The organism is Bradyrhizobium macuxiense (genome assembly GCF_001542415.1).
GTDB classification, from domain to species: domain Bacteria; phylum Pseudomonadota; class Alphaproteobacteria; order Rhizobiales; family Xanthobacteraceae; genus Bradyrhizobium; species Bradyrhizobium macuxiense.
The window spans coordinates 32,840-50,883 of sequence record NZ_LNCU01000080.1 but is presented as its reverse complement, the minus strand read 5'-3'; the positions used below and the strand labels follow the sequence as shown (position 1 = coordinate 50,883).

The following is an 18,044-nucleotide window of genomic DNA, read 5'->3' as shown; positions in this document are numbered from 1 at the left end:
ATCGGAGCCAAACTCACAGCTCCTCCGCCACCACCATGTAATTCACGTCCATGTCGGACGAGATGTTCCATTTGTCGGCGAGCGGGTTGTAGACCACGCCGGCCTGCTCGGTGATGGTGAGGTTGACGTCACCGAGATAGCGCTCGAGCTCGGCGGGGGTGACGAACTTGCTCCAGTCGTGGGTGCCGCGCGGCAGCCAGCGCAGCACGTATTCGGCGCCGACGATGGCGAGCGCGAAGCTCTTCCAGTTGCGGTTCAGCGTCGAGACCACCATCAACCCGCCGGGCTTGAGCATCGCGGCGCAGCGCTTGATGAAGGCGCCGACGTCGTTGACGTGCTCGACCACCTCCATCGCCAGCACGATGTCGAAGCGCTCGCGCGCGTCCATCTCTTCCACCGTCGTGCAGCGGTAGTCGATCGACAGGTGCCCCTTGTCGGCATGCAGCTTCGCCGCGGATATGTTGGTGGCGGAGGGATCGATGCCGATCACCTGGGCGCCAAGCCGCGTGAACGGCTCGCACAGCAAACCGGCACCGCAGCCGATGTCGAGCATGCGCAGGCCGGACAGGCAGCCCAGGCTCTTGGCATTGCGCTCGAACTTGCGGCACGCGGCATCGCGGATATAGGTCAGGCGCAGCGGATTGATCTTGTGCAGCGGCGCCATCTTGCCGCGCGGATCCCACCATTCGTCCGACAGCTTCGAGAATTTCGCGACCTCGGCCGGATCGACCGAGCTGGCGGGAGAACTGGAAAGCGTTGTCTGCATGATTGCGCGCGCTCCTTATCGCGCGGTGATCGAACTGCGGAACGCCAGCGGCGAGGCGATCGTCCTGATCGTCTCGACGCCCTCGCCGACGCCGCGGATGGTCACGTCGCCATAATTGAGGATGCGCCCCAGAATGCTCTGGTTGACGTCGACGCTCTCGACCTTGTCGAGGCTGATCTCGAAGGTGCGCCGCTTGATGAAACCGGTCTTGTGCACGACGCGGAAGCTGGTGACATCGGTCTCGGTGGTCCAGCGATGGAACCAGGCCGAGAAGGTCCAGTACAGCGCCGCGACCGCGACCACGGCGGCCGCCGCCAGGCACGCCAAAGCGAGACCATCGACCGTCGTCATGCGGGAGAGGATCAGCAGGACCAGCGCCACAATCCAGGCGATGATGGCCGGCCAATAGAAGATCCAGTGCGCATTGGTCGCATACAGCACCCTTTCGCCCGGCTGCAGGATTTCTTCGATGTAACGTCCCATCCAATCCGCCTTCGCGTCCCCCTGCGCCACAACTCGCCCGCAACACCCCCAAAGACCCGGAGGAACCGGCTTGCCCCCGGGCGCTGCGCTATGTATACGCGCGTTTCGGCGCCCGCGCTTGCGGTTTTCGGCGCGGGTTGCCCTACTTATCCTCGTTTCAAGGAATAGACGCGTCGTCATGGGCCGCCTCGTGATGAAATTCGGCGGTACGTCCGTCGCCAATATCGATCGTATCCGCAATGTCGCGCAGCATGTGAAGCGCGAGGTCGACGCGGGCCATGAGGTCGCCGTCGTCGTCTCCGCGATGTCCGGCAAGACCAACGAGCTGGTCGCCTGGTGCACCGAAGCCTCGCCGATGCACGACGCCCGCGAATATGACGCGGTGGTCGCCTCGGGCGAACAGGTCACCTCCGGGTTGCTTTCGATCGTGCTGCAGGGCCTCGGCATCCAGGCGCGCTCCTGGCAAGGCTGGCAGATCCCGATCAAGACCTCGGATGCGCATGCCTCGGCGCGCATCCTCGATATCGACGGCAGCGAGATCATCACCCGCTTCAAGGAGCGCAAGGAAGTCGCCGTGATCGCCGGCTTCCAGGGCATCAACGAACAGACCGGCCGAATCACGACGCTGGGCCGCGGCGGCTCCGACACCTCGGCGGTGGCGATTGCGGCTGCGCTGCACGCCGACCGCTGCGACATCTACACCGACGTCGACGGCGTCTACACCACCGATCCGCGGGTGGTGCCGAAGGCGCGCCGGCTCGACAGGATCGCCTTCGAAGACATGCTGGAACTGGCCTCGCAGGGCGCCAAGGTGCTGCAGGTCCGCTCGGTGGAGCTCGGCATGGTGCACAACATGCCGATTTTCGTCCGCTCCAGCTTCGACAAACCGGAAGATATCGACCCGCACGCCAACCAGCCGCCGGGCACGCTGATCTGCAGCGAGGAGGAAATCATGGAAATGCACGTCGTCACCGGCATCGCCTTCTCGAAGGACGAAGCCCAGATTTCCGTGCGCCAGGTCGAGGACAAGCCGGGCGTCGCCGCGGCGATCTTCGGGCCGCTCGCGGATGCCAACATCAACGTCGACATGATCGTGCAGAACGTGTCCGAAGACGGCAAGACCACGGACCTCACCTTCACTGTTCCGGCGGCCGACTATAATCGCGCGAAGGATACGATTACCTCCGCCAAGGCCAAGATCGGCTATGCGCGGCTCGACACCGAGACCGACGTTGCGAAGGTCTCGGTGATCGGCAGCGGTATGCGCAGCCATGCCGGCGTCGCCGCGAAGGCGTTCAAGGCGCTGGCCGAGCGCAACATCAACATCCGCGCCATCACCACCTCGGAGATCAAGTTCTCGGTGCTGATCGACGCCGCCTACACCGAACTCGCCGTGCGCACGCTGCACACGCTGTACGGGCTCGACCAGGCGTAGGCTTTGGAACCCTCTCCCCTTGTGGGAGAGGGTCGCTTCGCGCAGCGAAGTGGGGTGAGGGGTCTGCCTCCGCGGACAAAGACCCCTCGTCCGTCGCGGACGTTTGTCCGCGCCACCTTCTCCCACAAGGGGAGAAGGGAAGAGGGTCTCCGGCACCCCCTCTACCCGGAGTTGGAATTTCTCTTAGCGGCCGCAGCATTGGGCTGACGAGACGTTATTTGCTACTGGCAGGCGTTTTGCTTGGCAAAGCAAGCCTCGATTGGCTATACGGCCAGCCAGGTGGGCTGTCGCAAACTGTGCCACAGTTGTGGCGATCCCGATTCGGCGGGGACCGATGCTTGCGGCCACGCCGAATGACTAAAATTGTTGGTTTTGACGAGTTTTGCGCCAGCGGGCCGACGACCTCGTTCGCTGGCTTCGTGGGGAGGGATTGAAGCATATGCGGAGCGCGTCGGGAGGCCCCCGCGTCCTGTTGAGACGGCTCCGCGAAACCATGGCGGAGCAAGTCTCCGCCCAGGAACGCCTCGACAAGATCGTGGTGCTGATCGCGGCCAACATGGTGGCCGAGGTCTGCTCCTGCTATGTGCTGCGCGTCGATAACACCCTCGAGCTCTACGCCACCGAAGGTCTGAACCGCGACGCCGTGCACCGCACCGTGCTCAGCGCGCATGAAGGCCTTGTCGGCCTCGTCGCCAGCGAGGCGACGCCGCTGAACCTCTCTGACGCGCAGAGCCATCCGGCCTTCTCGTACCGCCCGGAGACCGGCGAAGAAATCTACCACTCGTTCCTCGGCGTGCCGATCCTGCGCGCCGGCAACACGCTCGGCGTGCTTGTCGTGCAGAACCGCGCCAAGCGCACCTATGTCGAGGAAGAGGTCGAGGCGCTGCAGACCACCGCCATGGTGCTGGCGGAGATGATCGCCTCCGGCGAGCTCGCCGCGCTGGCGCAGCCCGGCCTGGAACCGGCGGCGCGGCACTCGCTGCACAAGACCGGCGCCGTGCTCTCCGACGGCATAGCGCTCGGCCATGTCGTGCTGCACGAGCCGCGCGTCGTCATCACCAACTACATCGCCGAGGACCTGCCGAAGGAAATCAAGCGGCTCGACGCGGCGCTGGTCAAGCTGCGCACCGACCTCGACCATCTGCTCGAGCGCGGCGACGTCGCCGAGGGCGGCGAGCATCGCGAGGTACTGGAAGCCTACCGCATGTTCGCCAACGACCAGGGCTGGTCGCACAAGCTGCATGAGGCGGTGGCCACCGGCCTGACCGCGGAAGCCGCCGTCGAACGCGTGCAGTCCGACACCCGTGCGCGCATGCTGCGCTCGACCGATCCCTATCTGCGCGACCGGCTGCACGACCTCGAGGATCTCGGCCATCGCCTGATGCGCCAATTGGTCGGCCAGGATCACGCGCCGTCGCGCGAGCAATTGCCCGACAACGCCATCCTGATCGCGCGCGCGATGGGGCCCGCGGCGCTGCTCGACTATGACCGCAAGCGGCTGCGCGGCCTCGTGCTCGAGGAAGGCACCGCGAATTCCCACGTCTCGATCGTGGCGCGCGCGCTCGGCATCCCCGCGGTCGGCGAGGTGCCGAACGCGCCCGGCATCGCCGATCCGGGCGATGCCATCATCGTCGACGGCATTTCCGGCGAGATCTATGTGCGCCCTTCCACCGAGATCGAATCGGCCTACGCCGAACGCGTGCGCTTCCGCGCGCGGCGGCAGGCGCAATATTCCGCGCTGCGCGACAAGGCCTGCGTGACCAAGGACGGCCAGCCGATCGAGCTGCTGATCAACGCCGGCCTGACCATCGACCTGCCGCATATCGACGACACCGGCAGCGCCGGCATCGGGCTGTTCCGCACCGAATTGCAGTTCATGGTGAGCCCGACCCTGCCGCGCTCGACCGACCAGCTCGCGCTGTACCGCACCGTACTCGATGCCGCTGGCTCGAAACCCGTCACCTTCCGCACGCTCGACATCGGCGGCGACAAGGCGCTGCCCTATATGGAGACCGTGACCGAGGAGAATCCGGCGCTGGGCTGGCGCGCGATCCGGCTCGGCCTCGACCGCCCGGGCCTGTTGCGCGGCCAGATCCGCGCGCTGTTGCGCGCCGGCGGCGGCCGCGCACTGAAGATCATGTTCCCGATGATCTCCGACGTCGCCGAGTTCGATCAGGCCAAAGCCATCGTCGAGCGCGAGCTGACCTATCTGCGCCAGCACGGCCATTCGCTGCCGGAGCGCATCGATGTCGGCACCATGGTCGAGGTGCCGGCCCTGCTCTATCAGCTCGACGAGCTCTTGAAGCGGGTCGATTTCGTCTCCGTCGGCTCCAACGATCTGTTCCAGTTCCTGTTCGCGGTCGATCGCGGCAATGCCAAGGTCTCGGAGCGCTTCGACACCATGTCGGCGCCGATCCTGCGCGCGCTGCGCGACATCGTGCGCAAGGCGCAGGCCGCCAAGAAGGTCGCCTCGCTGTGCGGCGAGATGGCGTCGAAACCGATCGGGGCGCTGGCGCTGATCGCGCTCGGTTATCGCTCGCTGTCGCTGTCGGCAACGGCGCACGGCCCGGTCAAGGCGATGATCCTCGACCTCGACGCCAAGAAGGCCGCGACGATGATCAACCCGCTGCTCGATGCGCCGTCCGGCAGCGTGTCGATCCGCGAGGCGCTGACGAAGTTTGCCGAAGCCGAGGGGCTGGCGTTGTAGCGACGCTGTCGTCGCCTTGCCCGCTTCCGTCATTCCGCAATTCCCGAGACCTTCCCATGCTACCCGAAGCCAAACTGGACATCCTGCTTGCCCACCACGCCTCGCTCGAGGCCGAGCTGCTGGGCCAGGTGAATTCCGATCGCTACGTCGCGATCACCCGCGAATTGTCCGAGCTCAACCCGCTGATCGACGCGGTGAAGGCGTATCGCTCTGCCCGCAGCGAGCTTGCCGGCACCGAGGCGCTGCTGGCGGATCCGGCTGTCGATGCCGAGATGCGCAGCATGGCAGAGGCCGAGCTGGAGACGCTGCAGGCGCGGATCGGCGAGCTCGAGCAGAAGATCCGCGTCGCGCTGCTGCCCAAGGACGCGATGGACGACCGCAACGTGATGCTGGAAATCCGCGCCGGCACCGGCGGCGACGAGGCCTCGCTGTTCGCCGGCGACCTGTTCCGGATGTACGAGCGCTTCGCCAGCCTGCAGGGCTGGAAGGTCGAGGTGATCTCGGCGAGCGAGGGTACCGTCGGCGGCTACAAGGAAATCATCGCCGAGGTGCAGGGCCGCGGCGCGTTCGCCAAGCTGAAGTTCGAATCGGGCGTGCACCGCGTGCAGCGCGTGCCCGACACCGAGACGCAGGGCCGCATCCATACCTCGGCGGCGACGGTCGCCGTGCTGCCGGAGGTCGAGGACGTCGACGTCGACGTCAAGAACGAGGATCTGCGGATCGAGACCATGCGCGCGCAGGGCGCGGGCGGTCAGCACGTCAACAAGACGGAATCGGCGATCCGCATCACCCATATCCCGACCGGGATCGTGGTGATGATGCAGGACAGCCGCTCGCAGCACAAGAATCGCGCCTCGGCGATGAACATCCTCCGCTCGCGCATCTATGACGCCGAGCGCCAGCGCGTCGAGGCCGCGCGCTCGGCCGACCGCAAGGAGAAGGTCGGCTCCGGCGACCGCTCCGAACGTATCCGCACCTACAATTTCCCGCAGGGGCGCGTCACCGACCACCGCATCAACCTGACGCTCTATAAATTGCCGCAGGTCATTGCGGGCGAGGCGCTCGGCGAATTGATCGACGCGCTGACGACCGAGCACCAGGCCGCCCAGCTCGCGGCGCAGGGCGCGGCGGCATAACGCGCACCACGCATCATTCCGGAGCCGCGTGGCTCACGCTTCGCCGGGCGGCGGGGACGACTTCAGCAGGCGGCGCAGCGCGGGGCTCGCGGCACGCCGAAGCTCCTCGACATTCTTCCGCGAGAGCGCCTGGAGCTTCTGCTCGCCCTTCCTGGTCAGTTTGAGCTGAACGCGCCTGGCATCCGCGGGATCGGCAACGCGGGCAATCAGCCCGAGCTTCGCCATGCGATTCATCAGCTCGACGGCGGAGTGGTGCCGAATCAGCAGGAACCGCGCGATGTCGCCGACGGTCGCGGGGCCCGGATGGACAAACCCCTTGATGCCGAGCAGCGCCTGATGCTGCTGCGGCGTCAGCCCGGCTTTCTTGGCGGCGTTCTCGCTGAACGCCAAAAATGCCCGCAGCCGGTACCGGAACCGGGCCAGCGCCTCGTAATCGACCGCCCCGACCGCCGCACCGCGCTTCGTAGTCCCGGTTGGCGCTGCTCGTCGCTTCGATGGAGGCATTCAGTCGTCCTGTCCTGGCTCAGCCCGCCGCATGGCGGTAACCAGATGACGTTAGCAAGCCCCGGCGGAACCGGCTATCCCGCGCTGTGTCGCAGCTCACGTTTTCAACGACTTAGCCGTCGGCCCGGCCGTTACGCCCTCAGGGCTGCGGCCATTGATCGTAGCTCGAACTCAGAATTTTCAGGAGAATGATCTGGAAGGCGACCGGAATGCGCGGGCTCCTGCGGCGGATCGATTTCTCCAGCGCCTCGGTGATCTCGCTCTTGGTGAGGCGTCCGGCCGACGCACGCTCGATCAGGTCGCCCCATACCTCCGACAGCGATTTGCCGGCATGATGCGGCGACGGAATCGATATCCCGCGCGCCTCCGCCCAGTCGACGATCTCGCGCATCGTTTGCGGCCCGCAATTGCGCGCGGTTGCGAGATGACGAGCCGTCAACCCGCGGAGCAACTCGTCCGACGGCGACCATCCCGTCTTCGGCGGCACCTCGCCGGTGAGCTCGACTGCCAGTTCTTTCAGCACGTTCATCGCGCGAACGCTCAGACAGCACGACTCCGGCGCGATGCCGTGGTCCGCAGCACCGCCGCCTCCGGGACGTTCCTTCCGATCCGAAGCTTCTTCGATCATGTCCACTCATTACAGGACCGGCACCTGATCGGTAAATGCTACATATATCGTGGGCCGATACAGTTCGACGAAAGGCACATTGACTAAATGTGCGGGAGGACAATGCTAGGCTGAAAGGCTGCGCCAATCGCAGCCGGCGCATCTCGCCGCGGGTCGACCGATCCCGCGACGGGTGGTTATGCGTGTCAATAAACATGCTTTTGGAGGATATTGAGCGATGAGCACCAAGGAGTTTCGGCCGGGCAGAGGACTGAACGTATCGCGTCGTACCCTGCTGCAGGCCGGCGCGGGCTTGATCGGCGGCACCGTGCTTCCGGTCTCTCTCACCGCACCGGCCTTCGCCGAGGATCATCCGGCGATCGGGACCTATCCCGCCGGCTCATCCGGCTCCTCGGTCTTCATCGGAATCTCGGTGCCGCGCACCGGCACCTATGCGGTGCAGGGCGAGGACGAGCTCAAGGGCTATCAGCTCGCGATCGAGCACATCAACAGCGGCCATGACCTGATCAAGAAGATCTCGCCGAAGACCACCAAGGGCGTGCTCGGCAAGGAATTGAAGTTCGGCGTCGCTGATTCCGCGGCGAAACCGAACGAGGCCGTGCAGGCGCAGCAGCGCTTCATCACCGAGAACAAGGCCGTGATGATCACCGGCGGCACTTCGAGCGCCGTCGCGGTCGCGCTCAACAAGCTGGCGCAGCGCGAGAAGGTGATCTTCGTCTGCGGCATCTCCGGCTCGAACGACACCACCGGCAAGGATTGCGTGCGCTACGGCTTCCGCCAGAATTTCTTCGGCCAGACCGCCGCCGCCGCGATTGCGCCGGTGCTGATCAAGCAGTTCGGCAAGAACAAGAAGGCTGCCTACCTGACACCGGACTATACCTACGGCCACACCGTCACCAAGTCGATGCAGGACCACCTCGCCGAGGCGGGCTGGACCACCACCACCAACCAGGTGTCGCCGCTCGGCGCGCCCGACTATTCGTCGTACCTGCTCAACGTCGCGAACTCCGGCGCCGACGTGCTGATCAACGTCAACTGGGGCCACGACGCGGTGCTGTCGACGCAACAGGCCAAGCAGTTCGGCGTGCTCGACAAGATGAAGCTCGTGGTGCCTTACCAGGTGCCGTTCATCGCCCGCGAGACCGGCGGCCTGATGCAGGGCGTCTACGCCGCGACCGACTACTGGTGGACCATCGAGGACAAATATCCGCTGGCCAAGATGTTCAACGATGCCTTCGAGAAGAAGTACAGCTACAAGCCGGAATGGGGCGCCGAGAACGCCTATGTCAGCTTCGCGCACTGGGCCCGCATGGTCGAGGAAGCCGGCAGCTTCTATCCGCCCGACGTGATCAAGGCCTATGAGAAGGGCGAGACCATCCCGTCGCTGGTCGGCGACGTCCATTATCGCCCGGAAGATCACCAGTGCGTCCGTCCCGTGATCATCGTCCGGGGCAAGATGGAAAAGGAAATGAAGAACAAGGAGGACTACTACGAGGTGGTCGAGATCGTCCCCGGCGAAAGCCTGATGCAGAAGCCGGACGAATTCGGCTGCCATCTCGGCGACTACACCTGATTAAGCGTGGGAACCTAGGCGCCGTGGGCGGAGTTACTCGCCCGCGGCGCCGTTTTGTGTCAGAGCGCTTGTTGTGCCGGAACGCTTGCGACGGCACACATTCATTGTGCAGGCCATGTGAAGAGTCTCCATGATCAACTGGCCGAATTTCGTCTCGCAACTGTTTAACGGCCTGGCCCTCGGCGCGCTGCTGGCGCTGATCAGCTCCGGATTGACCATCATCTACGGCACCCTCGGGGTGCTCAATCTCGCTCACGGCGCGATGTTCATGATCGGCGGCTACGCCGGATACGTCGCCTACACCTACACGGGTTCGTTCATCATCGCGGTCATCGCCGGATCGCTGTTCGTGATGGTTCTGGGCGTGGTGATGGAGCGCGTCATCATCCGCCACTTCTATCAACGCCCGCATGAGGACCAGCTTCTGGTCACCTTCGGCCTCGGCATCTGCTTCGTCGAGATCGTGCGGCTGATCTTCACCAGCCAGTCGCAGGTCGTGCCGCCGCCGGCGGCGCTGCAGGGCATCACCTCGCTCGGCTTCCTGTTCTATCCGACCTATCGCCTCGCGGTCGTCGGCATCGTCGCGGTGGCGCTCGGCGCGCTGTTCCTGGTGCTGTACCGCACCCGGCTCGGGATGATCGTGCGCGCCGGCATCGAGGATTCGGTGATGGTCGATTCGCTCGGCATCAACGTCTACCGCGTCTTCATGATCGTGTTCGGCATCGGCGCGATGGCCGCGGGCTTTGCCGGCATCATCAATGCGCCGGTGGTCTCGCTGACACCCGGCGTCGGCGACGACATCCTGGTCGAGACCTTTGTGGTGGTGGTGATCGGCGGCGTCGGCTCGTTTCCCGGCGCGATCCTCGGCGGCCTGATCGCCGGCGAGATCATCAGCATCACCTCGATGTTCAACCCCGGCTACGCCTACGTCATGCTGTTCGCGGCGATGACGCTCGTGCTCGTGCTGCGACCGCACGGCCTGCTCGGCACGCAGGGCCGCGAATGACGACGGATCACCAATGCTGAAACAGCGCCCATTCCTGATCGAGACCTTGACGGCAATCGGCCTGATCGCCGCCCCCTTCGTGCTGCCGCTGCTCGGCTTTGCGCCCAACACTGTGAACCGGATCCTGGTCTGGGGCCTGTTCGGTCTCGGCTTCGACATCCTGTTCGGCTTCACCGGCCTGTTGTCGTTCGGCCAGTCCGCATTCTACGGCACCGGCGGCTTCGTCGCCGCCTATCTGTTGACCCAGGCCGGCTTCCCGTACGTCCTGCTCGCGCTCGTCATCGGCATGATCGCGGCGGCTGCCACCGGCTATCTGATCGGCCTGATCGCGCTGCGCCGGACCGGCATCTACTTCGCCATGATCACGGTCGCGATCGCGGAGGTATTCTTCTTCGTGGAGTTCAATCCGCTGTCGGACTACACCGGCGGTGAGAACGGGCTGCCCGGCGTCCCGACCCCGAGCTTCAATCTCGGCTTCACCACGCTGCACTTCACCACCGGCTGGTCGCTCTACCAGTTCCTGGCGCTGTGCTACTTCATCGGCGTCGTGATCGCGCTGCGCATCGTGCGTTCGCCGGTCGGCGCCATCTTCAGCGCCATCAGGGACAACCCGCTGCGGGCAACCGCGGTCGGCCACAACATCCACGGCTACAAGCTGGCGGCGTTCGTGATCGCCGCCGCCTATGCCGGATTTGCCGGCGGCCTGCTCGGCGTGCTGCAGGCCTTCATGCCGCCCGACGCATTCACCTTCGATACGTCAGGACAGCTCGTGATGCAGACGGCGATCGGCGGCCGCGGCACGCTGTTCGGGCCGCTGGTCGGCGCCGCCGTCTGGCTGTCGCTGCAGGATTTCCTGCAGGCGACCCTTGGGCTCGGCGCGGCGTGGAAACTCGTGCTCGGCATCGTCTTTGTGTTGCTGGTGTGCTTCCTGCGCCGCGGCATCGTCGGCGGCCTCGTCGATCTCTACGGGCTGCTGACCGGGCAACGCCGCAAGGCGCCGGACGAAAGCGCGGCGCAGGACGACGCAGTCGCCGCGGAAGCGCCCCCGGCCCGGCAAACCGCCGCCGCACCGATGCCGGCGAGGCAGCGCGCCGGCGCCGATCCGTCCGGACCGATCCTGCAGGCCAAGGGCCTCACCAAGCGCTACGGCGGGTTGGTCGCCAACAGCAACATCGATTTCACGGTCAACCACGGCGAGCTGCGCGGCATCATCGGCCCGAACGGCGCCGGCAAATCGACCTTCTTCAAGATGCTGACCTGCGAGGTCCATCCGACCTCAGGCAGCATCATGTTCGAGGGCCGCGACATCACTGGAATGAACGTCACCGACGTCTGCCAGCTCGGCCTGACCAAGAGCTATCAGGTCAACCAGCTGTTCGCCGGCCTGACCGTCCGCGAGAACCTGGTGATCGCGGCGCTGTCGGCGCTGCGCGGCAAGTTCAAGCTCGATCTGTTCCGCAGCATCGACAGCATTCCCGGCCTGTCCGAGCAGGTTCAGCACACGCTCGAACTGGTCAATCTCGCAGCAAGGCCCGACACCCCGGTATCCGAGCTCGCCTATGGTGAAAAGCGCCGGCTCGAGATCGGGCTGGCGCTCGCGACCTCGCCGAGCCTGCTGCTGCTCGACGAACCGCTGGCCGGCATGAGCCCGCGCGAACGCGTCGAGACCGTGAAGCTGCTGAAGTCGATCAGCCAGGGCCGCACGATGATCATCATCGATCACGACATGGACGCGCTGTTCGAGCTCGCCGAACGCGTCACCGTGCTGCAGGAGGGCCGCGTCCTCGTCGAAGGCACCCCCGAAGAGATCAAGAACAACTCGACCGTCCAGGAAGCCTATCTCGGCGGCGTGCATGGAGAGCTCGCCGCATGAGCCTGCTCGAGGTCACCGGACTGAACAGCTATTACGGGGATTCCCATATCCTGTTCGACGTTGCGCTGCGCGTCGAACGCAACGAGGTGGTGGCGCTGCTCGGCCGCAACGGCGCCGGCAAGAGCACGACGCTGAAAAGCCTGATGGGCGTCGTGACCCCGCAGAGCGGCTCGGTAATGTTCGACGGCGCCGAGATCGCCGGCAGGAAGAGCCACAAGATCGCGCAGGCCGGCATGCAACTGGTCCATGAAGAGCGCCGCATCTTCGGCAGCCTGAGCGTCGAGGAGAATCTCGTCATCGCGGGATTGACCGCCTCGCAGCGCTGGCCGCTCGACCGCATCTACGAGATGTTTCCGCGGCTGAGGGAGCGCCGGGCCAATCGCGGCACCGACCTGTCGGGCGGCGAGCAACAGATGCTGGCGATCGCGCGCGCGCTGGTGCGCGATCCCAAGATCATCCTGCTCGACGAGCCGTTCGAGGGACTGGCGCCGGTCATCGTGCGCGACCTGATGAAAGCGTGCCGCGACCTTGCCGAGGCCGGACAGACCATCGTGCTGGTGGAGCAGAATCTCGCCGCGACGCTCGCGCTCGCCCAGCGCATCTACATCATCAACAATGGACACATTGTCCATGAAGGGCCGGCGCAGGAGATCAAGGCGCAGCCCGACGTGCTGCAGCGCTATCTCGGCGTCTAGTCAAGGTAAGGTCGTATCGATCTCGCGGCAGGCTGGCTGCACCTCTCCCGCTTGCCGGCAGGGCTATCACATATCTCTCCCGGGAGACTTTGGCGTTGACGTCTCCCCATCGTCATGGCCGGGCCCGTCCCGGCCATCCACGTCTTCCTTGTCTCGCGAACCCTAAGACGTGGATGCCCGGGACAAGCCCGGGCATGACGAGTTTGTGGAGCGACCGAGCCCATATACGGGTTGCTCGCTTGAGGTTGCCGTCCGATCCAACTCATCATGCGCTGGATCGCCTGGCCGCTCAGCTTCCGAGCGCCGTGATCATCCGCCGGGCATGGTCGGCGAGCACGTCCATGTCTTCCGCGCGGGTCTGCGGCGGCAGCAGCGCCACGCCTTCGTTGACCGGCATCACGTGCATATGCAGGTGCAAGACCACCTGGCCGCTGGCGGGTTCGCTGAACTGCTGGATGATGATGCCGTCGGCCGCAAAGGCCTTCTTCGCGGCGATGGCGACGCGCTTGGCCGACTTGACGACTTCTGCAAGATCGTCGTCCGCGATATCGAAGATCCCGCGCGCGGGCGCCTTGGGAATGACCAGCGTATGTCCCGGCGAGCGCGGCATGATGTCGAGGAAGGCAAAGGTCCGGTCGGTTTCATAGATCTTGAGGCTCGGGATCTCGCCGCGCAGGATCTTTGCGAAGATGTTCTGGTCGTCATAGGCCGTCATGGTCGTGTGCTTCCGGATCGGGATGCTTGGACGTTCAACCGTGCGCGCCGGCGATGCAAGGCGCAAGTGATATCGACGCCGCAGCGACCATCGGCTAACAACGCGCGATGAGCGAACCTGCTGACAATGGCAGCCAGACCGTCGAGGCCGCCAGGCGCGCGCTGTCCGCGCGCCTCCAGGCTGCCGGCAATGACTCGGCCGAACTCGATGCGCGGTTCTTGGTCGGCGCCGCGCTCGGTCTCGACCTGACCGGCATGATCACGGCGGCAGGCCGCGCGATCACGCGCGACGAGTCGAATCGCCTGGACGGCTTTGCGCAACGCCGCCTCGCCGGCGAACCGGTGGCCCGCATTCTCGGCATGCGGGAGTTTTGGGGACTGCCGCTCACTCTCTCGGCGGCAACGCTGGTGCCGCGGCCCGATACCGAGACGGTGGTCGAGCGTGCACTCGAGCTGCTGCGCGCCGGCGGCCCGATCGATCGCACTTTGCAGATCGCCGACCTCGGCACCGGCACTGGCGCGATCCTGCTGGCGCTGCTCTCGGAGCTGCCTAACGCGCACGGCTTCGGCACCGATATTTCGGAAGCCGCGCTGCAGACGGCGCGCGAGAACGCCAGCCGGCTCGGGCTCGCCGATCGCGCGACCTTCATCGCCTGCGACTACGCCAGCGGCCTGACCGGTCCCCTCGACCTGATCGTCTCGAACCCGCCCTATATCCGCTCGGCCGATATCGCAGGTCTTGCGATCGAGGTGCGCGACCACGATCCGCACGCCGCGCTTGATGGAGGCCCGGATGGTCTCGATGCCTACCGCGCCCTGATCGCGCAATCCGTGAGCCTTCTGGGCCCGAATGGCAGCCTTGTTGTGGAGGCCGGACAGGGCCAAAGCGGGGACATTGAAGCCCTGATGACGGCCGCGGGATTATCCCCAGCCGGGCCGCCAAAAGCCGATCTTGGGGGCATTCCGAGGGCCGTTTCCGCCTGCCGGCTGCCTAGATAAAGTCCTATTGGAACGCAAAAAAACCTCTTGGAATATCCCCCGGGAACGACTACGTTCCGGGCACAACATCGGTGCTGGCCCCGTAGCCTACGGGTGATGACCAGGGTTCTCGACGAGAGCCCGCCGATCGAAGGGTTCCAAAACGCAGGTCATATTGAGCGCAATAGCCGGAGCTGTGCTGCTCTCGACCGCCAAGCGAACGAAAGCCTGTTATTGCGCTTGAAGACTTACGCAAGAGAGCTGGGCCTGTCTCGACGGGCGGAATGATTTGGTCGCCGGCGAAGGCTGCCGGCGGTTGGGGAACGCGTCTTTGCTGAACGCGATGGTCGGCGACATCGAAGCCAATTCAAACGGTAGTGCGATTCCGTGCGCTCAAATGCGCGCCGAGTCGAACGAAGCAATGGACGGAAATAACTTCAGGGCTGGAATAAAAGGCGACAGATGAGAAACGGTCAGAACAACAAGCGGATGCGCAACCGGAATAACAACAACAATAACAACAATAACAACCGGCGCGGCCAGAATCCCCTGACACGGGTGTACGAATCGAACGGACCTGACATCAAGATCCGCGGCACGGCTTCCCACGTAGCCGAGAAATACGTTCAGCTTGCCCGCGATGCGCGCTCCTCAGGCGATCCGGTTGCGGCCGAAAACTACTACCAGCACGCGGAGCACTATTACCGAATCATCGCTGCCGCCCAGGAGCAATTCCGGCAGAATCAGCAGCAGCCGCGCCCCGATGCGGAAGCAACGCCGTCCGATGACAGCGATGATGATAGCGACGGCTATTCGAGCTTCGGCCAGGAGCCGGGGTTCGTGCCGCAGCCCTTCATGCGCGACAACGGCCAGCAGCCGTATCAGCGTGATCAGCAGCAGCCGCGTGAGCAGCGCGAGCACCGAGAGCGCGAGCATCGTCAGCAGCCGCAATATCAGCCACAGCCGCAACCGCAGAATCAGCCGCAGCCTGCAATGGCTGACGCTGGCGGCGTCGATCGTCTGCCGTCCTTCATCACCGGGGGCGCGCAGCCGCAGGTCAATGGCGGCTATGAGAACAACAATGGCGGCGGAGAGCGCAGCGAGCGTGCCGAACGCTTCCCGCGCCGTCGTCGCCGGCCGCACGGCCCGCGTCCCGACATTGCCGCACAGCCCGGTTCGAACGAAGACGCCAATCCGGGCAGCGAGTAAAGCTTCGGCTTAGTTCTGAAGACAGGGCGGGCGACGCTGCAGGCGGCCCGCCCTTTTGCTTTTTTGCGAGAGCAGTTTCGGTTCTGATCGAATCAGGACCGAAGCTCTTCACGCGAAGTTATATCCACCTCGCTCGAGAGCGCGCTATCCACGCGTCGCCGTTGACGACGGCACCAGCACCGGCCGCAGCGACGGGATCAGCCGCGTGCGCTCGCGGTGCGCGGGGATCGCGCGATAGACCTGTTTGCTGGCCTCGACGATATGCACGCCGGCGAAGGGCAACGACAGCGCCGCGCCGACTCGTTCCCATGCCATCGCCGAGCGCAGAAACCAGCCGCCCTGAACCGGCGGCATGAACAGCGCTTCGCTCCACGCCGTCGGCGTGAACCAGGTCTGCCGCAGCAGTTGCGTGATCTGCGCGCGCGAATAGGGCCGGCCGTGGCCGAACGGCGTGTTGTCGGTGCGCGTCCATACACCGCGGCGATTCGGGATCACGGCGATCAGCCGCCCGGATGGCGCCAGCACCCGCCAGACCTCGCGCAGCAGCCGCTCCGGATCGTCGGACATCTCCAGCGCGTGCACCAGCAGCACGCGGTCGACCGCGGCATCCTGCAGCGGCATCGAGAATTCATCGACCAGGGTCGCAAGCGCCGGCCGCCCGGTCGGCCATTTCAGCACGCCCTGGGTCGCCGGCATGAAGGCGATGCAGCGCTCGCAGGATTCGCGGAACAGGCCGAGATAGGGCGTCGGATAGCCCAGCCCGAGCACGCGCTGCCCCTCCGCATTGGGCCAGCGCCCACGGATTCCGCGGTTGATCAGCTGCCGCGCCACAATGCCGAGGCGCTGCGAATAGAAGTCCCGGAGGTCAATGACGTCCATGGCTCCAACCTAACATGCCGCTCGCGGCCCCGGCGCGCGGAAAATTGCGTTGCCGCATGAGCGTTAACGCCATATTTCACACCTACATTTGGCGTGTTAGAGCATGATCCGAAAAAGTGGGAACCCGGTTTTTCGATCAAATCATGCTCACCTATCGATAAGTTGGAGCATGACGCGATCCCTCGCGGTCGGAGCATGCTCCGGCGTCCTCGCCTAAGCACTTCGTGGAGATATCATGGCCGCCGAAATTCGCACCTTTACCTGCCTCACCGACAATTTCGGTTATCTGATCCACGACCCCGCGACCAAGGCCACGGCGTCGATCGATGCGCCGGAAGCCGCGCCCATCATCAAGGCGCTGGAGCGCGAGGGCTGGACGCTGACCGACATCCTGATCACCCATCACCATGGCGACCATGTCGGCGGCGTCGCTGAGCTGAAGCAGAAATACGGCTGCCGCGTCGTCGCCCCCCACGACAAATCGGCGAAGATCGCCAATGTCGACCTGCGTGCCGCCAATGCCGACGTGATCAAGGTCGGCAGCCTGCTGGCGCGCGTGGTGGAGACACCCGGCCACACGCTCGACCACATCTCCTATGTGTTCGACGGCGAGAAGGCGGTGTTCGCAGCCGACACGCTGTTCTCGATCGGTTGCGGCCGGGTGTTCGAAGGCAACTATCTCATGATGTGGGATTCGTTGCTGAAGCTGCGCTCGCTGCCGGACGACTTCCGGCTCTATTGCGGTCATGAATACACCGCCTCCAACGTCAAGTTCGCACTCACCGTCGAGCCCGATAATCCGGCATTGCAAGCGCGCGCGGCGGAAGTGACGAAACTGCGCGCCGAGAACAAGCCGACGATTCCGGTGCTGCTCGGCGACGAGAAGAAGGCCAACGTGTTCCTGCGTGCCGACGAGCCCGTGGTCGCGGCGAAGCTGCACATGAAGGGCGCCGACCCGGCCCAGGTGTTCGGCGAACTCCGCGAGCGCAAGAACAAGTCCTGATGCCACAGCCCTCGGCTGCCGAGATCATCGCGCGGCTCGAGCTGAAGCCGCATCCGGAAGGCGGACATTATCGCGAGACGTTTCGCGACAAGCGCTGCGACGACAGCGGTCGTTCCTGCTCGACCGCGATCTACTTCCTGCTCGCCCGCGGCGAGCGCTCGCACTGGCATCGCATCGACGCAGTCGAGGTCTGGCACCATTACGCTGGCGCGCCGCTGACGCTGCAGATCGCTCATGAGACCTGCGGCAGGCACACGGTCACGCTTGGTCCGGATGTCGCCAGCGGCGAACGGCCGCAGGCGATCGTGCCCGCGGATGCCAGGCAGGCCGCCGAAAGCAGCGGCGACTGGACGCTGGTCGGCTGCACCGTCGCGCCGGGATTCGAGTTCGCGAGTTTCGAGCTGGCGCCAAAGGGCTGGGAGCCTTCTTGGTAGCTTGTAGGATCGATAGAGCGC

17 protein-coding genes are annotated in these 18,044 nt (G+C 65.0%); 11 read left to right on the top strand and 6 right to left on the bottom strand.

Annotation, left to right across the window (positions count from 1 at the left end):
• Window positions 1-13 precede the first annotated feature (13 nt).
• Complete coding sequence (gene ubiG / locus AS156_RS22945; protein WP_066508960.1) at window positions 14-766, bottom strand: bifunctional 2-polyprenyl-6-hydroxyphenol methylase/3-demethylubiquinol 3-O-methyltransferase UbiG; 753 nt, start codon at window positions 764-766, stop codon at window positions 14-16.
• A gap of 15 nt (window positions 767-781) precedes the next feature.
• Window positions 782-1,249 carry a PH domain-containing protein gene (locus AS156_RS22940; RefSeq protein WP_066508958.1) on the bottom strand — a complete coding sequence of 156 codons (468 nt, stop codon included), beginning with the start codon at window positions 1,247-1,249 and terminating at the stop codon, window positions 782-784.
• Window positions 1,250-1,427: 178 nt separating this feature from the next.
• Here AS156_RS22940 and AS156_RS22935 point away from each other — a divergent pair, with 178 nt between their 5' ends.
• From AS156_RS22935 to prfA, 3 genes are all read left to right on the top strand, one after another.
• Window positions 1,428-2,684 carry an aspartate kinase gene (locus AS156_RS22935; RefSeq protein ID WP_066508955.1) on the top strand — a complete coding sequence of 419 codons (1,257 nt, stop codon included), beginning with the start codon at window positions 1,428-1,430 and terminating at the stop codon, window positions 2,682-2,684.
• Window positions 2,685-3,123: 439 nt separating this feature from the next.
• On the top strand, window positions 3,124-5,391 hold the full coding sequence (gene ptsP / locus AS156_RS22930) for a phosphoenolpyruvate--protein phosphotransferase (RefSeq protein WP_066508953.1): 2,268 nt from the start codon (window positions 3,124-3,126) through the stop codon (window positions 5,389-5,391).
• Between the two features lie 56 nt (window positions 5,392-5,447).
• Window positions 5,448-6,527, top strand: a complete 1,080-nt coding sequence (gene prfA / locus AS156_RS22925) for a peptide chain release factor 1 (RefSeq protein WP_066508951.1) — start codon at window positions 5,448-5,450, stop codon at window positions 6,525-6,527.
• A 33-nt stretch (window positions 6,528-6,560) separates the two neighbouring features.
• Here the strand turns inward: prfA and AS156_RS22920 are convergent, their stop codons facing one another.
• Both AS156_RS22920 and AS156_RS22915 read right to left on the bottom strand, forming a co-directional pair.
• Window positions 6,561-7,031, bottom strand: a complete 471-nt coding sequence (locus tag AS156_RS22920) for a MarR family winged helix-turn-helix transcriptional regulator (RefSeq protein ID WP_066508949.1) — start codon at window positions 7,029-7,031, stop codon at window positions 6,561-6,563.
• Between the two features lie 139 nt (window positions 7,032-7,170).
• Window positions 7,171-7,659: a hypothetical protein gene (locus AS156_RS22915; protein WP_066508948.1), complete on the bottom strand. Its 489-nt coding sequence runs from the start codon at window positions 7,657-7,659 to the stop codon at window positions 7,171-7,173.
• 217 nt (window positions 7,660-7,876) lie between these two features.
• Between AS156_RS22915 and AS156_RS22910 the strand changes: the two genes are divergently transcribed.
• The 4 genes from AS156_RS22910 (at window position 7,877) to AS156_RS22895 (ending at window position 12,806) form a co-directional block, all read left to right on the top strand.
• Complete coding sequence (locus AS156_RS22910; RefSeq protein WP_066508942.1) at window positions 7,877-9,232, top strand: substrate-binding protein; 1,356 nt, start codon at window positions 7,877-7,879, stop codon at window positions 9,230-9,232.
• 130 nt (window positions 9,233-9,362) lie between these two features.
• A complete protein-coding gene (locus AS156_RS22905; protein WP_066508940.1) occupies window positions 9,363-10,238 on the top strand; it encodes a branched-chain amino acid ABC transporter permease in 876 nt (291 codons plus the stop codon).
• Between the two features lie 13 nt (window positions 10,239-10,251).
• Complete coding sequence (locus AS156_RS22900) at window positions 10,252-12,111, top strand: branched-chain amino acid ABC transporter ATP-binding protein/permease (RefSeq protein ID WP_066508939.1); 1,860 nt, start codon at window positions 10,252-10,254, stop codon at window positions 12,109-12,111.
• Window positions 12,108-12,806: an ABC transporter ATP-binding protein gene (locus tag AS156_RS22895; protein WP_066508936.1), complete on the top strand. Its 699-nt coding sequence runs from the start codon at window positions 12,108-12,110 to the stop codon at window positions 12,804-12,806. Before AS156_RS22900 ends, AS156_RS22895 begins: the two co-directional genes overlap by 4 nt.
• Window positions 12,807-13,095: 289 nt before the next feature.
• Here AS156_RS22895 and AS156_RS22890 read toward each other — a convergent pair whose 3' ends face one another.
• Window positions 13,096-13,521 (bottom strand): HIT domain-containing protein, encoded by a 426-nt coding sequence (locus AS156_RS22890; protein ID WP_066509077.1) that lies wholly within the window; start codon window positions 13,519-13,521, stop codon window positions 13,096-13,098.
• A gap of 107 nt (window positions 13,522-13,628) precedes the next feature.
• On the opposite strand from AS156_RS22890, the gene prmC reads away from it, so the two are divergent.
• Window positions 13,629-14,519, top strand: coding sequence for a peptide chain release factor N(5)-glutamine methyltransferase (gene prmC / locus AS156_RS22885; protein ID WP_066508934.1), 891 nt, complete (start codon window positions 13,629-13,631; stop codon window positions 14,517-14,519).
• A 441-nt stretch (window positions 14,520-14,960) separates the two neighbouring features.
• The gene (locus AS156_RS22880) at window positions 14,961-15,707 is read left to right on the top strand and encodes a DUF4167 domain-containing protein (RefSeq protein ID WP_066508932.1); all 747 of its coding nucleotides are present in this window, start codon (window positions 14,961-14,963) and stop codon (window positions 15,705-15,707) included.
• A 144-nt stretch (window positions 15,708-15,851) separates the two neighbouring features.
• On the opposite strand, the gene AS156_RS22875 is transcribed toward AS156_RS22880, so the two are convergent.
• The gene (locus AS156_RS22875) at window positions 15,852-16,586 is read right to left on the bottom strand and encodes a methyltransferase domain-containing protein (RefSeq protein WP_066508930.1); all 735 of its coding nucleotides are present in this window, start codon (window positions 16,584-16,586) and stop codon (window positions 15,852-15,854) included.
• 235 nt (window positions 16,587-16,821) lie between these two features.
• Here AS156_RS22875 and gloB point away from each other — a divergent pair, with 235 nt between their 5' ends.
• Both gloB and AS156_RS22865 read left to right on the top strand, forming a co-directional pair.
• Window positions 16,822-17,589, top strand: a complete 768-nt coding sequence (gloB, locus tag AS156_RS22870) for a hydroxyacylglutathione hydrolase (RefSeq protein ID WP_066508929.1) — start codon at window positions 16,822-16,824, stop codon at window positions 17,587-17,589.
• Entirely contained in the window at window positions 17,589-18,023 is a 435-nt protein-coding gene (locus tag AS156_RS22865) for a cupin domain-containing protein (RefSeq protein WP_066508927.1), read from the top strand. The genes gloB and AS156_RS22865 overlap by 1 nt, the downstream gene beginning before the upstream one ends.
• Window positions 18,024-18,044: the final 21 nt, after the last annotated feature.

Excerpts from the sequence above, each read along its gene's own strand:
- AS156_RS22890 (WP_066509077.1), bottom strand. The coding sequence starts at position 13,521 with ATGACGGCCTATGACGACCAGAACATCTTCGCAAAGATCCTGCGCGGC.
- AS156_RS22915 (WP_066508948.1), bottom strand. The coding sequence starts at position 7,659 with ATGATCGAAGAAGCTTCGGATCGGAAGGAACGTCCCGGAGGCGGCGGT.
- gloB (WP_066508929.1), top strand. The coding sequence starts at position 16,822 with ATGGCCGCCGAAATTCGCACCTTTACCTGCCTCACCGACAATTTCGGT.
- AS156_RS22905 (WP_066508940.1), top strand. The coding sequence starts at position 9,363 with ATGATCAACTGGCCGAATTTCGTCTCGCAACTGTTTAACGGCCTGGCC.
- AS156_RS22895 (WP_066508936.1), top strand. The coding sequence starts at position 12,108 with ATGAGCCTGCTCGAGGTCACCGGACTGAACAGCTATTACGGGGATTCC.
- prmC (WP_066508934.1), top strand. The coding sequence starts at position 13,629 with ATGAGCGAACCTGCTGACAATGGCAGCCAGACCGTCGAGGCCGCCAGG.
- AS156_RS22910 (WP_066508942.1), top strand. The coding sequence starts at position 7,877 with ATGAGCACCAAGGAGTTTCGGCCGGGCAGAGGACTGAACGTATCGCGT.
- AS156_RS22900 (WP_066508939.1), top strand. The coding sequence starts at position 10,252 with ATGCTGAAACAGCGCCCATTCCTGATCGAGACCTTGACGGCAATCGGC.
- AS156_RS22935 (WP_066508955.1), top strand. The coding sequence starts at position 1,428 with ATGGGCCGCCTCGTGATGAAATTCGGCGGTACGTCCGTCGCCAATATC.
- ptsP (WP_066508953.1), top strand. The coding sequence starts at position 3,124 with ATGCGGAGCGCGTCGGGAGGCCCCCGCGTCCTGTTGAGACGGCTCCGC.
- prfA (WP_066508951.1), top strand. The coding sequence starts at position 5,448 with ATGCTACCCGAAGCCAAACTGGACATCCTGCTTGCCCACCACGCCTCG.
- ubiG (WP_066508960.1), bottom strand. The coding sequence starts at position 766 with ATGCAGACAACGCTTTCCAGTTCTCCCGCCAGCTCGGTCGATCCGGCC.
- AS156_RS22920 (WP_066508949.1), bottom strand. The coding sequence starts at position 7,031 with ATGCCTCCATCGAAGCGACGAGCAGCGCCAACCGGGACTACGAAGCGC.
- AS156_RS22865 (WP_066508927.1), top strand. The coding sequence starts at position 17,589 with ATGCCACAGCCCTCGGCTGCCGAGATCATCGCGCGGCTCGAGCTGAAG.
- AS156_RS22875 (WP_066508930.1), bottom strand. The coding sequence starts at position 16,586 with ATGGACGTCATTGACCTCCGGGACTTCTATTCGCAGCGCCTCGGCATT.
- AS156_RS22940 (WP_066508958.1), bottom strand. The coding sequence starts at position 1,249 with ATGGGACGTTACATCGAAGAAATCCTGCAGCCGGGCGAAAGGGTGCTG.
- AS156_RS22880 (WP_066508932.1), top strand. The coding sequence starts at position 14,961 with ATGAGAAACGGTCAGAACAACAAGCGGATGCGCAACCGGAATAACAAC.